The 15548-nt window shown below is 73.0% G+C and carries 13 protein-coding genes; 8 read left to right on the top strand and 5 right to left on the bottom strand.

The features are described 5' to 3' along the window. Positions 1-3: 3 nt before the first annotated feature. Entirely contained in the window at positions 4-888 is an 885-nt protein-coding gene (locus tag ACIQFX_RS16685; protein WP_402463630.1) for a geranyl diphosphate 2-C-methyltransferase, read from the top strand. A gap of 59 nt (positions 889-947) precedes the next feature. Here the strand turns inward: ACIQFX_RS16685 and ACIQFX_RS16680 are convergent, their stop codons facing one another. Next, entirely contained in the window at positions 948-2447 is a 1500-nt protein-coding gene (locus ACIQFX_RS16680; RefSeq protein ID WP_402463628.1) for an MFS transporter, read from the bottom strand. A gap of 134 nt (positions 2448-2581) precedes the next feature. On the opposite strand from ACIQFX_RS16680, the gene ACIQFX_RS16675 reads away from it, so the two are divergent. Beyond that, positions 2582-3022, top strand: a complete 441-nt coding sequence (locus tag ACIQFX_RS16675; RefSeq protein WP_402463626.1) for a MarR family winged helix-turn-helix transcriptional regulator — start codon at positions 2582-2584, stop codon at positions 3020-3022. 105 nt (positions 3023-3127) lie between these two features. Here ACIQFX_RS16675 and meaB read toward each other — a convergent pair whose 3' ends face one another. Genes meaB through ACIQFX_RS16660 form a run of 3 tightly spaced genes read right to left on the bottom strand, consistent with a single transcriptional unit; the run spans position 3128 to position 8093 of the window. Continuing rightward, the gene (gene meaB, locus ACIQFX_RS16670) at positions 3128-4111 is read right to left on the bottom strand and encodes a methylmalonyl Co-A mutase-associated GTPase MeaB (RefSeq protein WP_402463624.1); all 984 of its coding nucleotides are present in this window, start codon (positions 4109-4111) and stop codon (positions 3128-3130) included. After that, positions 4108-6282: a methylmalonyl-CoA mutase gene (gene scpA / locus ACIQFX_RS16665; protein WP_402463622.1), complete on the bottom strand. Its 2175-nt coding sequence runs from the start codon at positions 6280-6282 to the stop codon at positions 4108-4110. Before scpA ends, meaB begins: the two co-directional genes overlap by 4 nt. Next, positions 6282-8093, bottom strand: a complete 1812-nt coding sequence (locus ACIQFX_RS16660; RefSeq protein WP_402463620.1) for a methylmalonyl-CoA mutase family protein — start codon at positions 8091-8093, stop codon at positions 6282-6284. The genes scpA and ACIQFX_RS16660 overlap by 1 nt, the downstream gene beginning before the upstream one ends. Positions 8094-8231: 138 nt before the next feature. On the opposite strand from ACIQFX_RS16660, the gene ACIQFX_RS16655 reads away from it, so the two are divergent. The 5 genes from ACIQFX_RS16655 (at position 8232) to ACIQFX_RS16635 (ending at position 13638) form a co-directional block, all read left to right on the top strand. Then, entirely contained in the window at positions 8232-8936 is a 705-nt protein-coding gene (locus tag ACIQFX_RS16655; RefSeq protein ID WP_402463618.1) for a DUF2470 domain-containing protein, read from the top strand. Between the two features lie 138 nt (positions 8937-9074). Continuing rightward, complete coding sequence (locus ACIQFX_RS16650; RefSeq protein WP_402463616.1) at positions 9075-11351, top strand: MMPL family transporter; 2277 nt, start codon at positions 9075-9077, stop codon at positions 11349-11351. A gap of 30 nt (positions 11352-11381) precedes the next feature. After that, positions 11382-11882 carry an HD domain-containing protein gene (locus tag ACIQFX_RS16645; protein ID WP_402463614.1) on the top strand — a complete coding sequence of 167 codons (501 nt, stop codon included), beginning with the start codon at positions 11382-11384 and terminating at the stop codon, positions 11880-11882. A gap of 50 nt (positions 11883-11932) precedes the next feature. Continuing rightward, positions 11933-12577: an RNA polymerase sigma factor gene (locus tag ACIQFX_RS16640; protein WP_402463612.1), complete on the top strand. Its 645-nt coding sequence runs from the start codon at positions 11933-11935 to the stop codon at positions 12575-12577. Beyond that, on the top strand, positions 12574-13638 hold the full coding sequence (locus ACIQFX_RS16635; RefSeq protein WP_402463610.1) for a CU044_5270 family protein: 1065 nt from the start codon (positions 12574-12576) through the stop codon (positions 13636-13638). Before ACIQFX_RS16640 ends, ACIQFX_RS16635 begins: the two co-directional genes overlap by 4 nt. A gap of 4 nt (positions 13639-13642) precedes the next feature. Here ACIQFX_RS16635 and ACIQFX_RS16630 read toward each other — a convergent pair whose 3' ends face one another. Further along, positions 13643-14572, bottom strand: a complete 930-nt coding sequence (locus tag ACIQFX_RS16630) for a glycerophosphodiester phosphodiesterase (RefSeq protein ID WP_402463608.1) — start codon at positions 14570-14572, stop codon at positions 13643-13645. Between the two features lie 253 nt (positions 14573-14825). Here ACIQFX_RS16630 and ACIQFX_RS16625 point away from each other — a divergent pair, with 253 nt between their 5' ends. Beyond that, a complete protein-coding gene (locus tag ACIQFX_RS16625; protein ID WP_402463606.1) occupies positions 14826-15536 on the top strand; it encodes an IclR family transcriptional regulator in 711 nt (236 codons plus the stop codon). Positions 15537-15548: the final 12 nt, after the last annotated feature.

Below are 15548 nucleotides of genomic sequence, written 5' to 3'. Positions count from 1 at the left end.
TCTGTGACCAACACCGAGCTCCTCACCGTCAACGGCACCTCCGCGTTCGTTCCCCACCCGGCGACGCCGTACCAGGGAGACATCGCCCGTTACTGGAACGCCGAGGCCAGGCCCGTGAACCTGCGCCTCGGTGACGTCGACGGGCTGTACCACCACCACTACGGCATCGGCGCCGTGGACCACGCCGCCCTCGGGGACGTCGAGGACAGCGAGTACGAGAAGAAGCTGATCGCGGAGCTGCACCGGCTCGAGTCGGCCCAGGCCGAGGTCCTCCTCGACCACCTCGGCCCGATCGGCGGCGAGGACACCCTCGTCGACGCCGGCTGCGGCCGCGGCGGTTCGAGCGTCATGGCGCACCAGCGCTTCGGCTGCAAGGTCGAGGGCGTCACCCTCTCCTCCACGCAGGCCGAGTTCGGCAACCGGCGCGCGAAGGAGCTGGGCATCGACGACCACGTCCGCGCCCAGGTCTGCAACATGCTCGACACCCCCTTCGAGAAGGGCAGCATCGCCGCCTCGTGGAACAACGAGTCGAGCATGTACGTCGACCTGGACGACCTGTTCGCCGAGCACTCCCGGTTCCTCGAGGTCGGCGGCCGGTACGTGACCATCACCGGCTGCTGGAACCCGAAGTACGGCCAGCCGTCGAAGTGGGTCTCCCAGATCAACGCGCACTTCGAGTGCAACATCCACTCGCGCCGCGAGTACCTGAAGGCGATGGCCGACAACCGCCTGGTGCCGCAGGCCGTCATCGACCTGACCCCCGACACCCTCCCCTACTGGGAGCTGCGCGCCACGTCGTCGCTGGTCACCGGCATCGAGGAGGCGTTCATCGAGTCGTACAAGGACGGCTCGTTCCAGTACGTCCTGATCGCGGCCGACCGCGTCTGACCCCCACCCGCGCGAAGGGCCGGGCCCGTCCTCCGACGGACCCGGCCCTTCGCGCGGGGTCAGACCGCCGTCGGCTCCGCCTCCGCCTTCTCCGGGGCGGGGGCGGGCGTGCTCACCGGAGCCGTACGGGGGGCGTGGCCGCCCCGCAGGCCGACCCGGGCGATGACGGCGACCAGTGCGAAGGCGGCGGCCCCGATCCAGAAGGTGAGGGTGAAGCCGGACTCGGCGGGCAGGGCGGGGACGCCGACGGGCAGGTGCTCCAGGGTCTGCGAGGCCAGGATCGTGGTGACGACGGCACTGCCGATCGCGCTGCCGGTCGAGCGGGAGATGGAGTTGATGCCGTTGGCGATGCCGCTCTGGTGGTGCGGGACGCTCGCCATGATGACGGCGGGCATGGCCGCGTAGCCGAAGCTGACGGCCGCGCCGACGACCACGCCGGCGCCGATCACCGAGGCGGTGTGGCCGTGGTCGAGGGCGAGCCAGGCGAAGCCGAGGGCGCCGAGCCCGGCGGCCAGACCCAGTGCCGTGCGCGGACCGCGGTGGCGGACCAGCTGGCCGCCGATCGGCGAGGCGAGCAGGGAGACGATCGCGCCCGGCAGCAGGAACTCGACGGAGGCGCGCAGGATGGACGCGCCGAAGCCGTAGCCGGTGAGGGCCTCGGGCATCTGGACGAGGTAGGAGACGCCCAGGAAGTTCGCGAACATGCCGAAGCCGACGAGGACGCCGGCCAGGTTGGCCATGAGGACCGGCCGGTGGACGAACATCCGCATGTCGACGAGGGGTTCGCGGACCTTGAGCTCGGTGAACACCCAGACGGCGGTCATGACGGCGGCGCCGGCGAAGCTGCCGAGGGTGCGGCCGGAGGTCCAGCCCCACTCGTGGCCCTGGGAGACGGGCAGCAGGAGCAGGAGCAGGGTGGCGCCGAGGGTCAGCGCGCCGAGGAAGTCGGTGCGGCCGCCGGCCTTGTGGCGGGTCGCGGGGACGAGCGTGACGACCGCGACGAGGGCGAGCACGGCGAAGGCCGTCGCCATCCAGAAGGCGCTGCGGTAGTCGGCGTCGGAACCGGAGGTCAGCAGGCCGGTCGCGACGAGGGCGAGGCCGCTGCCGAAGGCGAGGGTGCCGCTGACGAGGGACATCGCGCCGGGCAGCTTCTGCGGGCGGACCTCCTCGCGCAGCACGGACAGGGCGAGCGGGAAGATCGCGGTGGCGGCGCCCTGCAGGACCCGGCCCAGGATCAGCAGCGGCAGCGAGGTCGCGAGGGCCGCGACGACGGAGCCCGCGACCATGACGACGAGGACGGCGACCAGGGTGGGCTTCTTGCCGTGCTGGTCGCCGAAGCGGCCGAGCAGCGGGGTGAAGACGGCGGCGGAGAGCAGGGTGGCGGTGGTCACCCAGCTCGCGCCGGCGGTCGTGGTGCCGAGGTCGGCGCGGATGAGGCCGAGGATCGGGACCGGCAGGGTCTGCATCATCGACACGACCATGGCGGCGAGGCTGAGCGCGAAGACGACGAGCGTCTCGCGCCGCTGCTCTCCGGCGGGTGGGGGAGTCACGTTGCTCATGAGTGGGGGCCTTCTCGGTGCTTCAGGGCATGGACCGTTGATGTCATCAAGTAATTCGACGAAGGTAGACCTCGATAGTTGAGGGGGTCAAGTAAACAATTGATAATGTCAAGCATTCTGAGTACGCTCGAACCATGAGCGCGACCACCCCCGAGACGCCCACCAAGCTCCAGCTGCTGGAGCTCCTCGCCGCCATCGGCACGGCCCAGTGGCGCGACTTCGCCACGGCCGCCTCCCACCACGGCCTCACGTCCACGCAGGCCAAGGTCCTCGCCCAGCTGAGCGGCCCGCTGCCGATGCGCGCCCTCGCCACCCTGCTGGTCTGCGACGCGTCCAACGTCACCGGGATCGTCGACCGCCTGGAGGGCCGCGGCCTGGTGCGCCGCGAACCCGACCCCCACGACCGCCGGGTCAAGAACGTGGTGGCCACGGACGAGGGCCGCGACGTCATCCGGCGCGTCCGCGAGGAGATGCAGGCCACCCACGGCGCCCTCGACACGCTCGGCGCCGAGGACAGTGCCGCGCTGTACGCCCTCCTGGCGCGCCTGCGCCCGGGCATGGAGAAGGACGCCTGAGCGGGAGGTTCCCCACTCAGGCGTCCGGGTGCGTGCGGCTCGGGCGTCCGGGTCCGTACTCAGGCGTCCGGGTCCGTGCGGCCGGTCGGTCCCGGCCCTCCCCGATCAGCCCCGGCGTTCCCCGAAGGCCGCCAGGATCCGCTCGGCGGCCAGCGTCGCCGTCAGCTCGCCGTCCCTGACCCGGCGCTCCAGGCCGGGCGCCAGCTCCTGCACCGACGGGTCCGTGTGGAGGCGCCGGAGCAGCTCGTCGCGGACCATCGTCCACGTCCAGTCGACCTGCTGGTCGTGCCGCTTCGCCGTGAGGCGACCGGTCGAGTCCAACAGCGCGCGGTGCTGCCCGAGCCGGTCCCACACCTCGTCCAGGCCCGCCGACTCGCGCGCGCTGCAGCTGAGGACCGGCGGCGCCCAGAACGCGTCGGCGCCGTGCATCAGCCGGAGCGCGCCCGCGAGCTCCCGCGCGGCCGAGCGGGCGTCGCGCTCGTGCGGACCGTCCGCCTTGTTCACGGCGACCACGTCGGCCAGCTCCAGGACGCCCTTCTTGATGCCCTGGAGCTGGTCGCCGGTGCGGGCCAGGGTCAGCAGCAGGAACGAGTCGACCATGTTCGCGACCGCGGTCTCCGACTGGCCGACGCCCACCGTCTCCACCAGCACCACGTCGTAGCCGGCGGCCTCCATCACCACCATCGACTCGCGGGTCGCCTTCGCGACCCCGCCGAGCGTCCCGGCGCTGGGGGAGGGGCGCACGAAGGCCGCCGGGTCGACGGCCAGCCGCTCCATCCGGGTCTTGTCACCCAGGATGGAGCCGCCCGTACGGGTCGACGACGGGTCCACGGCGAGGACCGCCACCCGGTGGCCGAGCCCGGTCAGCATCGTGCCGAACGCGTCGATGAAGGTCGACTTGCCGACCCCGGGCACCCCGCTGATCCCGATCCGCACGGCCTTCCCGGCGTGCGGCAGCAGGGCGGTGAGCAGCTCCTGCGCGAGGGCCCGGTGCTGCGGGCGGGTGGACTCGACGAGGGTGATCGCGCGGGCGACGAGCGCCCGCTTCCCGCCGAGTACACCCTCCACGTACGTGTCGAGACCGATCACCGGGCGTGCCCGAGGTCGGCCGCGAGCCGGGTGACCAGGTCGTGGGCCGCGTCCGGGATCACCGTCCCCGGCGGGAAGACCGCGGCGGCGCCCATCTCCAGGAGCGTCGGCACGTCCTGCGGCGGGATCACCCCGCCGACCACGATCATGATGTCCTCGCGGCCCTCCGCCGCCAGCTCCTCGCGGAGCGCCGGGACGAGGGTGAGGTGTCCCGCTGCCAGCGACGAGACCCCGACGATGTGCACGTCCGCCTCGACGGCCTGGCGGGCCACCTCGGCAGGGGTCTGGAACAGCGGGCCGACGTCCACGTCGAAGCCCAGGTCGGCGAAGGCGGTGGCGATGACCTTCTGGCCGCGGTCGTGGCCGTCCTGGCCCATCTTGGCGACGAGGATGCGCGGGCGGCGCCCCTCCTCCTCGCCGAAGGCGTCCACCAGGGCCCGGGTGCGGTCCACGGAGGGGGACTCGCCTGCTTCGTTGCGGTACACACCGGAGATCGTACGGATCTGGCCCGCGTGGCGGCCGTACACCTTCTCCAGGGCGTCCGAGATCTCGCCGACCGTGGCCATCGCGCGGGCGGCGTTCACCGCGAGCTCCAGGAGGTTGCCCTCGCCGCCGGCGGCCCGGGTGAGCGCGTCGAGCGCGGCCTGGCACGCGGCCTCGTCCCGCTCCTCGCGCAGTCGGCGCAGCTTGGCGATCTGCTGGGCGCGCACCGAGGAGTTGTCGACCTTGAGCACGTCGATCTGCTCGTCGCTCGCCACCCGGTACTTGTTGACGCCGATGACCGGCTGGCGCCCGGAGTCGATGCGGGCCTGGGTGCGGGCAGCCGCCTCCTCGACGCGGAGCTTCGGGATGCCGGCGTCGATGGCCTTGGCCATGCCGCCGGCCTGCTCGACCTCCTGGATGTGCTTCCAGGCGCGGCGGGCGAGGTCGTGGGTGAGCTTTTCGACGTACGCGCTGCCGCCCCACGGGTCGATGGTCCGGCAGGTGCCCGACTCCTGCTGGATGAGGAGCTGGGTGTTGCGGGCGATGCGCGCCGAGAAGTCGGTCGGCAGCGCGAGCGCCTCGTCCAGGGCGTTGGTGTGCAGCGACTGGGTGTGGCCCTGGGTCGCCGCCATCGCCTCCACGCACGTCCGGGTGACGTTGTTGAACACGTCCTGGGCGGTCAGCGACCAGCCGGAGGTCTGCGAATGGGTCCGCAGGGAGAGCGACTTGGCGTTCTTCGGGTCGAACTCCTTGACCAGCTTGGCCCAGAGCAGCCGTGCCGCGCGCAGCTTGGCGACCTCCATGAAGAAGTTCATGCCGATCGCCCAGAAGAACGACAGGCGCGGTGCGAACGCGTCCACGTCGAGCCCCGCCTCGCGGCCGGCGCGGATGTACTCGACGCCGTCGGCGAGCGTGTACGCCAGCTCCAGGTCGGCCGTCGCGCCCGCCTCCTGGATGTGGTAGCCGGAGATGGAGATCGAGTTGTAGCGCGGCATCCGCTGCGAGGTGTACGCGAAGATGTCGGAGATGATCCGCATCGACGGCCCGGGCGGGTAGATGTACGTGTTGCGGACCATGAACTCCTTGAGGATGTCGTTCTGGATGGTCCCGGCCAGCTTCTCGGGCGGTACGCCCTGCTCCTCGGCGGCCACGATGTACAGCGCGAGGACCGGCAGCACGGCGCCGTTCATCGTCATCGACACGGTCATCCGGTCCAGCGGGATGCCGTCGAACAGCTGCCGCATGTCGTAGATCGAGTCGATGGCGACGCCCGCCATGCCGACGTCGCCGGTGACGCGCGGGTGGTCGCTGTCGTAGCCGCGGTGGGTCGGCAGGTCGAAGGCGACCGACAGGCCCTTCTGCCCCGCGGCGAGGTTGCGCCGGTAGAAGGCGTTCGACTCCTCGGCGGTGGAGAAGCCGGCGTACTGGCGGATCGTCCAGGGCTGGTTGACGTACATCGTCGGGTACGGGCCGCGCAGGTACGGGGCGATGCCCGGGTACGTGCCCAGGAAGTCGAGGCCTTCGAGGTCCTGCCCGGTGTAGAGCGGCTTGACCGTGATGCCCTCCGGGGTCTCCCAGAGCAGGTCGTCACCGCCCGCCGCCTTCTCGACGGCGGTGCGCCACGCGTCGGGGCCGCCGTCGGCGGCCTGTGCCCCCAGCTCGATCCCGGAGAAATCGGGGATGGACATCAGGACACTCCCATGCGGTCAAGGGTGGTGGAGAGCAGGGCGACGGCGTCGCAGCCGGCGAAGGCGTACGCGTCGACGCCGGCGTACTGCGCGGGGCGGCCGGCGAGGAACACGTGCGCGGCTCCCGCCGCCCGCAGCTCGGCGGCCGCGGTCTCCGCCTGCTCCGCGTACAGCGCGTCGCTGGAGCAGAGGCACGCCTCCGTGGCGCCGCTCTCCTCGAAGGAGCCCTCCGCGACGGGCTCGATGCCGCCCGTCCGGAACAGGTTGTCGGCGAAGGCGAGGCGGGCCGAGTGGGCGGCGGCCGGGCCGAGCGCGGCCAGGTAGACGCGGGGCCGGGCGCCGGTCGCCGCCAGGTGGGCGTCGGAGCGGGCGCGCAGCGCCTCGAAGGCCTCGTCGCGCCGGACCCGGGGCAGGCCGCCGGACGGCTGCTCGGGCGCGGGGGCGCGGTCGACGGGCTTCTCGTCGAGGTGCGGGAACTCGCTGACGCCGGTGATCGGTTCGCGGCGGGTGGCCAGCTTGGCGCTGCGGGCGGACCAGGTCTCGGCGAGCCGGTCGCCGATCGCGCCGGAGCGCAGCGCCGCCTCCTGACCGCCGTCCCGCTCGATGCTCCGGAAGAACTCCCAGGCGGCGTGGGCGAGTTCGTCGGTGAGTCGCTCGACGTACCAGGAGCCGCCGGCGGGGTCGATCACCCGGGCGAGGTGCGATTCCTCGATGAGGATGGTGGAGGTGTTGCGGGCGATGCGGCGGGCGAACGCGTCGGGCAGGCCGAGCGCCTCGTCGAAGGGGAGGACCGTGACGCTGGAGGCGCCGCCGACTCCGGCGGCGAGGGTGGCCACCGTGGTGCGGAGCATGTTCACCCACGGGTCGCGGCGGGTCATCATCACCGGCGAGGTGACGGCGTGCTGGAGCTGGGCCCCTGCCTGCGGCGCGCCGCAGGCCTCGGCCACCCGGGCCCAGAGGCGGCGCGCGGCGCGCAGCTTGGCGATGGTGAGGAACTGGTCGGCGGTGGCCGCGTAGCGGAACTCCAGCTGGGCGCAGGCCTCGGTGACGCTCAGTCCGGCCTCGGTGAGACCGCGCAGGTAGGCGACGCCGGTCGCGAGCGAGCAGCCCAGTTCCTGCGCGGCCGAGCCGCCGGCCTCGTGGTACGGCAGCGCGTCCACGGTCAGCGTCCGCAGGCCCGGGTGGGTGTCGGTGCAGCGGCGGGCGAGGCCGGCGACGGCCGCGAGGTCGTACGCCGGGCGGCCGGTCCGGGCCTCGAAGCCCAGGGGGTCCGCGCCGAGGTTGCCCCGCGCCGCCTCCGGGGCGACGCCCCGCTCCTCGTACAGCCGCAGGAGCCGGTCGGCGGCGGCGGGCGTCTCGTCGCCCGCGTCGAGGACGACGGGCGCCAGGTCGAGGTAGACGTCCTTCAGGACGGTGGGGAGGGAGGAGACCGGGATGCCGGATCCGCCGACGCCCAGCCAGAGGGAGGTGACGCCGTTCTCCAGGTCGGAGAGGACCGCGTCGGCGTCGGGGGCCGTGTGGCGCTGGCGTACGTCCCAGCCGCCGCCGGTGTTGCCCTCGGCGCGGTCGCCGCGGACGAAGGGGGCGAAGCCGGGGAGTCCGGCGTCGTGTGCGGTGTCGTGCGCGGTGTACAGCGGCCGGATGCCGATCCCGTCCTCGAGGAGGGTGGACAGGGCGTCCTCGGCGGCGGCGCCGGAGACCTCCTTGCCGGACTTGCGCAGGACACCCGCCACAAGGTTTTGCCACTGTTCGTGTGGCGCGTCAGGGAATTCGGACGCCAAAGAGAGGCCGTCGTCAGGCAGGACCGTCATGCTCGGATGCTAGGGGAGATCGACAAAGGAGCAGGAGGGCGTACGACTGTGACCTTCTTCTCTTCCCGATCGTGAGTTAGGTTAGGCTTACCTAAGTGGCGAGCCAAGGTGTCTCCGTCACCCGTCCCGGGAGAACCCATGCGTCCCTTCAGCACCCGCGCCGGCCGGCCGAGCCCCGCCGAGCGCGTCCGGTCGATCCTCTCCGCCGCCCACTCCATGAACGTCGTCACCGACGGACTCCACCAGGAGGTGCACCTCCTGGACGGCACGGGGCCGATGGGCCGCATCCACCTCCACGCCCCGTCGGAGGACTGCCCCGCCGGACGCACCGCGCGCATCCCCGTCCGCCTGGAGTTCACCGACATCGCCCCCACCCCCGTACGCCAACGCCTGCGCGCCCGCGTCACCCTGACGGGAGTGCTGTCCGCGCCGTACACCTCGGACACCACCACGAGCACCTGCATGGAGTTCTGCCAGGCGCTCCTGGAGGACGCCGACGGACGCGCCTTCGTCGGACTCGACGAACTCGAGGCCGTCGAACCCGACCCCATGGCCGGCTGCGAGGCCGGCATGCTCACCCACCTCGTCGACGGCCACGCCGCCCTCGTCCCCCTGCTGCTCCGCCTCGTCCGGCCGCGCCCCCGACGGGACCTGGTCCGCGCACTGCCCCTCGCCCTCGACCGGTACGGCATCACCCTGCGCCTCGAACACCGCACCGGACACCAGGACGTCCGGCTGCCGTTCCCCACGCCCGTCACCGACATCGACCAGGCCGGCCCCCGCATCCACGCCCTCCTGGCCGCGGCCCGCCGCTCCTCCCACACCGACCACCTGCTGACCTGAGCCGCCGGGGCCACGGCGCCCGGCCCCGCTCCGGCCGAGATGCCGGAGCGCCGCGGCAGGCGAACAATGGACGGAGTAGCGCGCACGACGCAGGTACCGGATCGGCTCGGGGATCTCCTCTACGGACACGGCCACGCCATGAACGCAGGAAGTCCGGCCACGAACCGGCCCGCACCGTCCAAGGGCGTCCTCTACCGACTCGGACACTGGTGCGCTCGGCATTTCCTCGTCGTCATCGCCCTGTGGCTGGCGGCCGTCGCGGGCCTCCAGATCACCGACCGGGCCGTCGGCGGACAGTTCTCCGACAACTTCGCGCTCCCCGGAGTGCAGTCGGCCGAAGGGCTCGACGTCCTCCAGGCACACGACCCGGCCGCCGGCGGCTACGGCGCCCAGGTCGTGCTTAACCGGCCGTCGGGCCCGCTCACCGACGAGGCGTCGACCGTCAACTCCGCCGTCGCCGCCCTGGCGAAGCTCCCCGACGTCCTCAGCGTCCAGAACCCGCTGCCGCCGCCGGGCACCACGCCGCCGGCACCCCCGAGCGGGACCCCCAACACCGGCCCGCTCTCCACCGACGGCAAGACCGCCTACATCACCATGCGCTTCAGCGTGACGCCCTCCACCCTCGGGACCGAGTACCTGAACGGCGTCGACGCCGCCGTGCAGCCGCTCAGGGACGCCGGAGTCACCGTCGAGTACGGCGGCCCGCTCGGCGAACTCGCCCGCCCCGCGGCCGACGACCGCACCAGCGAGGCGATCGGCTTCGCCGTCGCCATCGTCGTCCTCCTCATCGGCTTCGGCAGCGTCATCGGCGCGGTCATGCCCCTGGTCACCGCGCTCCTCGGCGCGATCTGCGGGCTCGCCCTGCTCGGCCTCGCCGCCGCCGCCTTCACCTTCGGCACCGTCTCGCCCACCCTGGCCACCATGATCGGCCTCGGCGTCGGCATCGACTACGCGCTGTTCCTCATCACCCGCCACCGCCAGAACCTCATGAACGGCCACGATCCCGCCGACTCCGCCGGCCTCGCCACCACCACCAGCGGCCGCGCCGTCCTCGTGTCCGGCTGCACCGTCGTCATCGCCCTGTCCGGCCTGTGGGTCTCCGGCGTCACCTTCATCGGCAAACTCGGCCTCGCGGCCGCCTTCACGGTCGTCACCGCGGTCATCGCCGCCCTCACCCTCGTCCCCGCCGTGCTCGGACTCGTCGGCAAGCGCATCGACCGCTACCACGTGCGCAAGCCCGTCGCGGAGACCGACGCCGAGCCCGGCACACCCGCCCACGGCACCTGGCACCGGTACGCGCAGCGCGTGCAGAAGCGCCCCTGGTGGTTCCTCACCGGCGGCGTCATCACCCTGCTGATCCTGGCCTTCCCCCTGCTGTTCATCCAGCTCGGCCACATCGGCGACGGCGCCGACCCCGAGTCGTTCACCGACCGCAGGGCGTACGACCTCATCTCCACGGCCTTCGGACCGGGCGCGAACGGGCCGCTGACCGTCGTCGTCGACCAGACGGCCGTGCCGTCCGCCGACCGGGCGGCCCTCGCCTCCAAACTCCAGACGGCGCTCACCGGCGTCCCGGACGCCGCCTCCATCACCCCGCTGCAGACCACCCCGGACGGCGACGTGCTCATCGGCACCGCCTACTCCGTCGCCTCCCCGCAGGACGAGAAGACCACCCAGCTGACCGACCACCTCGTCGACGACGTCCTGCCCCAGGCCGTCGCCGGCACCGACGCGAAGACCTACGTCACCGGCACCACGGCCGCCCAGGTCGACTTCCTCGACATCGTCTCCAGCCGCCTGCCGCTGATCATCGCCGTCGTCGTGGCCCTCGCGTTCTTCGTCATCCTCATCGTCTTCCGCGGCCTCCTGGTCGCGGTCAAGGCCGCCGTGCTCAACGTGCTCTCCATCGCCGCCTCGTACGGCGTGGTCGTGGCCGTCTTCCAATGGGGCTGGGGCGGACCCGCGCTCGGCGTCTCCGGCAAGGTGCCCATCGAGAGCTACGTCCCCATGATGATGTTCGCCATCGTCTTCGGGCTGAGCATGGACTACGAGATCTTCCTGCTCTCCCGCGTCCGCGAGGCCTGGCTGCGCACCGGGGACCCCGAGGCCTCGGTGGCCCACGCCCTGGAGATCACCGCCAGGGTCATCACCTGCGCCGCGCTGATCATGGTCAGCGTCTTCGCGGCCTTCGTCGTCTCCGACAACATCGTCGTCAAGATGCTCGGCCTCGGCCTCGCGGCCAGCGTCCTCATCGACGCCACGGTGGTCCGCCTCCTCCTCGTGCCCGCCGTCATGACCCTCCTCGGCAAGCACGCCTGGTGGATCCCGGGTTGGCTGGACCGGATCCTCCCCCACCTCGACACCGAGGGCGAGGGCGCGGGCGAGCCGGAACCGGTCGCGGCCGCGAAGCGCTGAGCCCGGCCCCGCGCCCGCGATGATGGGGGGATGAAGACTCTCGCCGAGGTGGACGCGCTCGCCGACCGGGCGCACGCCGGACAGACCGACAAGATCGGCGTCCCGTACGTCGCGCACGTGAGGGCGGTCGCCGCGGGCCTGGAGGCCTTCGGCCCGCAGCTGGTCATGGCGGGGCTGCTGCACGACGTCGTCGAGGACACCGGGTGGACGACGGAGCGGCTCCGCGCCGCGGGGATCCCCGACCGGGTCGTCGCCATCGTCGACGCCGTCACCAACCGGCCGGGCGCGCCGTACGAGGAGAAGATCCGCCGCATCACGGAGGATCCCGACGCCACGCTCGTGAAGATCGCCGACAACGCGCACAACAGTCGCGCGGACCGGTCGGCATCGCTCCCGCCCGGGCAGCGGGAGCGGCTCGCCGCCAAGTACCGGGAGGCGCGGCGGGTGTTGTGGGCGGCTGCCGACCCCGAGGACGTCGCGACGATCCTCCGCGCCGTCAACCCCGAGCTCCTGGCAGAACTCGCCCCCTGATGTGACCGGCGTCACGGGAACCCGCTCCCGGTGCCGGACAGACGAGAGACGTGAACATCGACCTGCGCGCACGCATCAGGGACGGGGACCCCTCGGCCTTCGCCGAGCTCTTCGACTCCTACTCCCGAAGCGTCTACAACCACGCCTTCCGGCTCACCGGCGACTGGTCGGTCGCCGAGGACGTCATGGCGGCGACCTTCCTGGAGGCCTGGCGGCTCCGGGGGAAGGTGGACCCAGAAGGGGGATCCGTCCGGCCCTGGCTGCTCGGCGTCGCCACCAACGTCGCCCGCAACCACTGCCGGGGCAACCGCCGCTACCGGGCCGCCGCCGCCGCGTACGCCGCGGCCGGACCGCCCGAGGCCTCGGTACCCGACCACGCCTCCGAGGTCGCGGGCCGGCTCGACGACCGCCGCCGCATCGCCGCCACCCTGCGCGCGCTCGGGACGCTGCGCCGCACCGAGCGCGAGGTCCTCGTGCTCTGCCTCTGGGAGGGCCTCGCCTACACCGAGGCCGCCGAGGCCCTCGGCGTGGCCGTCGGCACCGTCCGCTCCCGGCTCTCCCGCGCCCGCACCAAGCTCCGTACCGGGGCCGAGAAAGAACTCGCCCGAGAAAAACGGGAACCCGCCCCCCGCCCCCGACAGACAACAGGTGATCGCGTGAACGCGGTCCGGCCCGCGCAGGAAGGAATCCGATGAACCCCGAACCGAACCAGCCCCGAACGGCGAACCGGCAGGAGAGCGGAGACCTTCCGGCGATCGAGGAACGCGAACTTCCTCCGGGCCGCCACCAGTTCCACAAGGAGCGCCTGATGAACCGGATCCACGAAGACCGCATCGCCACCGCCGCCCGCCCCGCGCGCAACCCGTTCCTGCGCAAGGCGATCCTCCTCCCGGCCGCCACCGCCCTCGCCGGCGCGCTCGCCGTCGGCGCCCTCGTCGTCCTGCCCGGCGGCGCCAACGGCACCGACGACCGCGCCACCGGCCCCGTCCTCACCACCACGATCGGCACCGTGAACGAGCACGGCGCGCCCGGGCTCCTCGACCGGATCTCGCTCGCCGCCGCCGAGGTGGACGCCCCCAAGGGCCGCGCCGGCCAGTACATCTACATCGAGACCCGGGCCGCGGGCACGCACGTGAAGACCGTCGGCGACAAGAGCACCCTGGTCAGCCAGCCGCTGCACACCCGGCAGACCTGGCGGTCCCCGGACGGCCTCAAGGGCTGGCTGATCGAGCCCGGCAACACCGGACCCGAGGGCATCACCCTCGAAGGCCGCGACGAGCAGGGCAACATCCCGAAGCCGCACCTCGGCGCGCCCTCGCACGACTACCTCGCCGCACTCCCCACCGACCCCGACGCACTGCTGCGGAAGATCTACAAGGAGACCGAGGGGCAGGGCAGCGGCAAGGACCAGCAGGCCTTCACCACCATCGGCGACCTGCTCGTCGAGAGCTGGCCCTCCCCGGAACTGACGGCCGCGCTCTACAGGGCCGCCGCGAAGATCCCCGGCGTCGTGACGGTCGACAGCGCCACCGACGCGGCCGGCCGCAAGGGCGTCGCGGTCGCGCGGCTCAGTGAGGTCGGCGGACAGCGCACCGAGTGGATCTTCGACAGCAAGACGTACGCCTTCCTCGGAGAGCGCACGGTCCAGGTGAAGGGCGACGGCGGCGAGGGTGGCCTCATCAAGCCCGGGACCGTCGTCCACACCGCCGCCGTCATGGCCCGGGCCTTCGTCGACGACGTCAAGGTCACCCCGTAACGGCTCAGTTCGACCGGCCCGAGATCCAACCGCCCAGCTCGGTCGGGCGGTTGGTGATGATCCCGTCCACCCCGAGCGCGTCGAGCTCCTTCCAGCGGGCCGCGCGGTCGACCGTCCAGACGTTCACGGCCACGCCGGCCGAGTGCAGCTCGGAGACGACCTGCGGGCGGGTGGCGAGCGCCGCGTCCGAGACGTTGTACGCGGAGAGGTCCAGCTGCTCGGCCAGCGCGACCGGGTCCGCGTCCAGGGTGACCCGCAGCAGGCCGAGCGGCAGGTCGGGCGCGAGCTCGTGCGCGTACTCGAGCGACGGGACGTCGAAGCTCTGCACGAAGACCCGGTCGCTCATGTCCTGCTCCCGGATGTCCCGCACGATACGGGCGACCTCGGCACGGGTGTGCGCGCCCTTGATCTCCAGGAGCAGGTTCCCGCCGCGCTCGCGCAGGTCCGCCAGCTGGGCGGCGAGCGTCGGGACGCGGACACCCGCGTACGCGGGCGCGAACCAGGACCCGGCGTCGAGGGCGTCCAGCTGGGCGGCGGTCAGGGCGCGGACCCGGCCCGTGCCGTCGGTCGTCCGGTCGACGGTCGTGTCGTGGAGGATGTACGGCACTCCGTCCTTGCTCGGCTGGACGTCGTTCTCGATCCACTTCGCCCCGCCCCGGCGGGCCACCTCGTCCGAGACCAGGGTGTTCTCGGGAGCGGCGGACGGCGCGCCCCGGTGGGCGATCACGGCCGGCGGCGCCCCCGCCGCGCGGAGCCAGGGGGTCGAGCCGTTCGCGTCGTCCGTCGCCGCCGCTGCCGGGCGGGGTGCGGACCGGGAGGGCGGCGCGGCGACCACGAACGCGGTGCCGACGGCGGCCACGCCGAGCACCGCCGTGGCGAGGGCGGTGTTCCTGCGGCGCCGCGACCGGGGGGCGGACGGATGAGCGTCTCTCATGAGCGGACACCCTACGCGGCCGGACGCCCCCTCCCGGCGCAGGCCCGCGGGGCTCCGCGCGGTGGCCGCGCGGCAGGCCCGCCGCAGCCCCCGCGACACGACGCGCCGCACGAGCCCTTCGTCGATTCGTCCGGGTCTGCGGCATGGTGGGAGGCGGGCCCGGAGCCGTGCCATCGGGGGACCACGGCTGGGGCGTGAGAGTCGGGGGAGACTCATGGACACCGGTACGGGACGTGGGCCGGAAGGCGGCGCGGTGACCATCGGGACCGGCCGGGAGGCCGGGCGCGGGCAGGCGCCGGAGCGCGGCCGTGGCGTCCTCGAAGGGGCGTTCGCGCTGCTCGACGCGTTGCGCCGGAGCGGCGACGAGGCCGGAGTGACCGAGCTGGCGCTCGCCTGCGGCGTACCGAAGGGCAGCGTGCACCGACTGCTCGACCAGCTCGTCGGGGTCGGCGCCGTCGAGCGCAGGGGCAACCGCTACCGCGTCGGCCCGCAGCTCTACCGCCTCGGCCAGGCCTGGGAGCCGCACCCCGGCCTGGTGCCCGCCGCCCGACTGCCGCTCCAGCGGCTCCGGGGCGTCACGGGCGCCAGCGTGGTCCTCGCCGTGATGCGCGAGGAGATGGCCATCACGGTGAGCTCGGTGCCGGGGGACCTGGAGCCGCTGCTGCCGGTACGGGACGGCATCGCCTTCCGCCTCGACACCGCCGCCGGGAAGGCCCTGCGCGGCCCTCTCCGGGGCGGGGCGGTCCTGGACCGGGAGGAGGTGATGGAGGGGGTGTGCTGCGCCTCGCTGCCGGTCCGCGCCCCCGACGGGCGTACCGTCGCCGCCCTCGCCGGCATGGTCCCGGCCGGCCGCCGGCTCGACGCGCTCGCCCAGGCGGTCGCCGAGGCGGGGGCCGCCATCACCCGCGCGCTCGCCCGGGGCGGACAGCGAAGACCGGTTCCGACGACCGCCCTCGTGCTCTGAGCGCCCCCGGGA

The sequence above is a fragment of the Streptomyces sp. NPDC093089 genome, assembly GCF_044754405.1.
GTDB lineage: Bacteria > Actinomycetota > Actinomycetes > Streptomycetales > Streptomycetaceae > Streptomyces.
This window is presented reverse-complemented; position numbering and strand designations above follow the sequence as displayed.

Bases quoted from the DNA above. Each gene is read 5' to 3' on its own strand.
- ACIQFX_RS16680 (WP_402463628.1), bottom strand. From the start codon at position 2,447: ATGAGCAACGTGACTCCCCCACCCGCCGGAGAGCAGCGGCGCGAGACG.
- ACIQFX_RS16675 (WP_402463626.1), top strand. From the start codon at position 2,582: ATGAGCGCGACCACCCCCGAGACGCCCACCAAGCTCCAGCTGCTGGAG.
- scpA (WP_402463622.1), bottom strand. From the start codon at position 6,282: ATGTCCATCCCCGATTTCTCCGGGATCGAGCTGGGGGCACAGGCCGCC.
- ACIQFX_RS16660 (WP_402463620.1), bottom strand. From the start codon at position 8,093: ATGACGGTCCTGCCTGACGACGGCCTCTCTTTGGCGTCCGAATTCCCT.
- ACIQFX_RS16655 (WP_402463618.1), top strand. From the start codon at position 8,232: ATGCGTCCCTTCAGCACCCGCGCCGGCCGGCCGAGCCCCGCCGAGCGC.
- ACIQFX_RS16650 (WP_402463616.1), top strand. From the start codon at position 9,075: ATGAACGCAGGAAGTCCGGCCACGAACCGGCCCGCACCGTCCAAGGGC.
- ACIQFX_RS16645 (WP_402463614.1), top strand. From the start codon at position 11,382: ATGAAGACTCTCGCCGAGGTGGACGCGCTCGCCGACCGGGCGCACGCC.
- ACIQFX_RS16635 (WP_402463610.1), top strand. From the start codon at position 12,574: ATGAACCCCGAACCGAACCAGCCCCGAACGGCGAACCGGCAGGAGAGC.
- ACIQFX_RS16630 (WP_402463608.1), bottom strand. From the start codon at position 14,572: ATGAGAGACGCTCATCCGTCCGCCCCCCGGTCGCGGCGCCGCAGGAAC.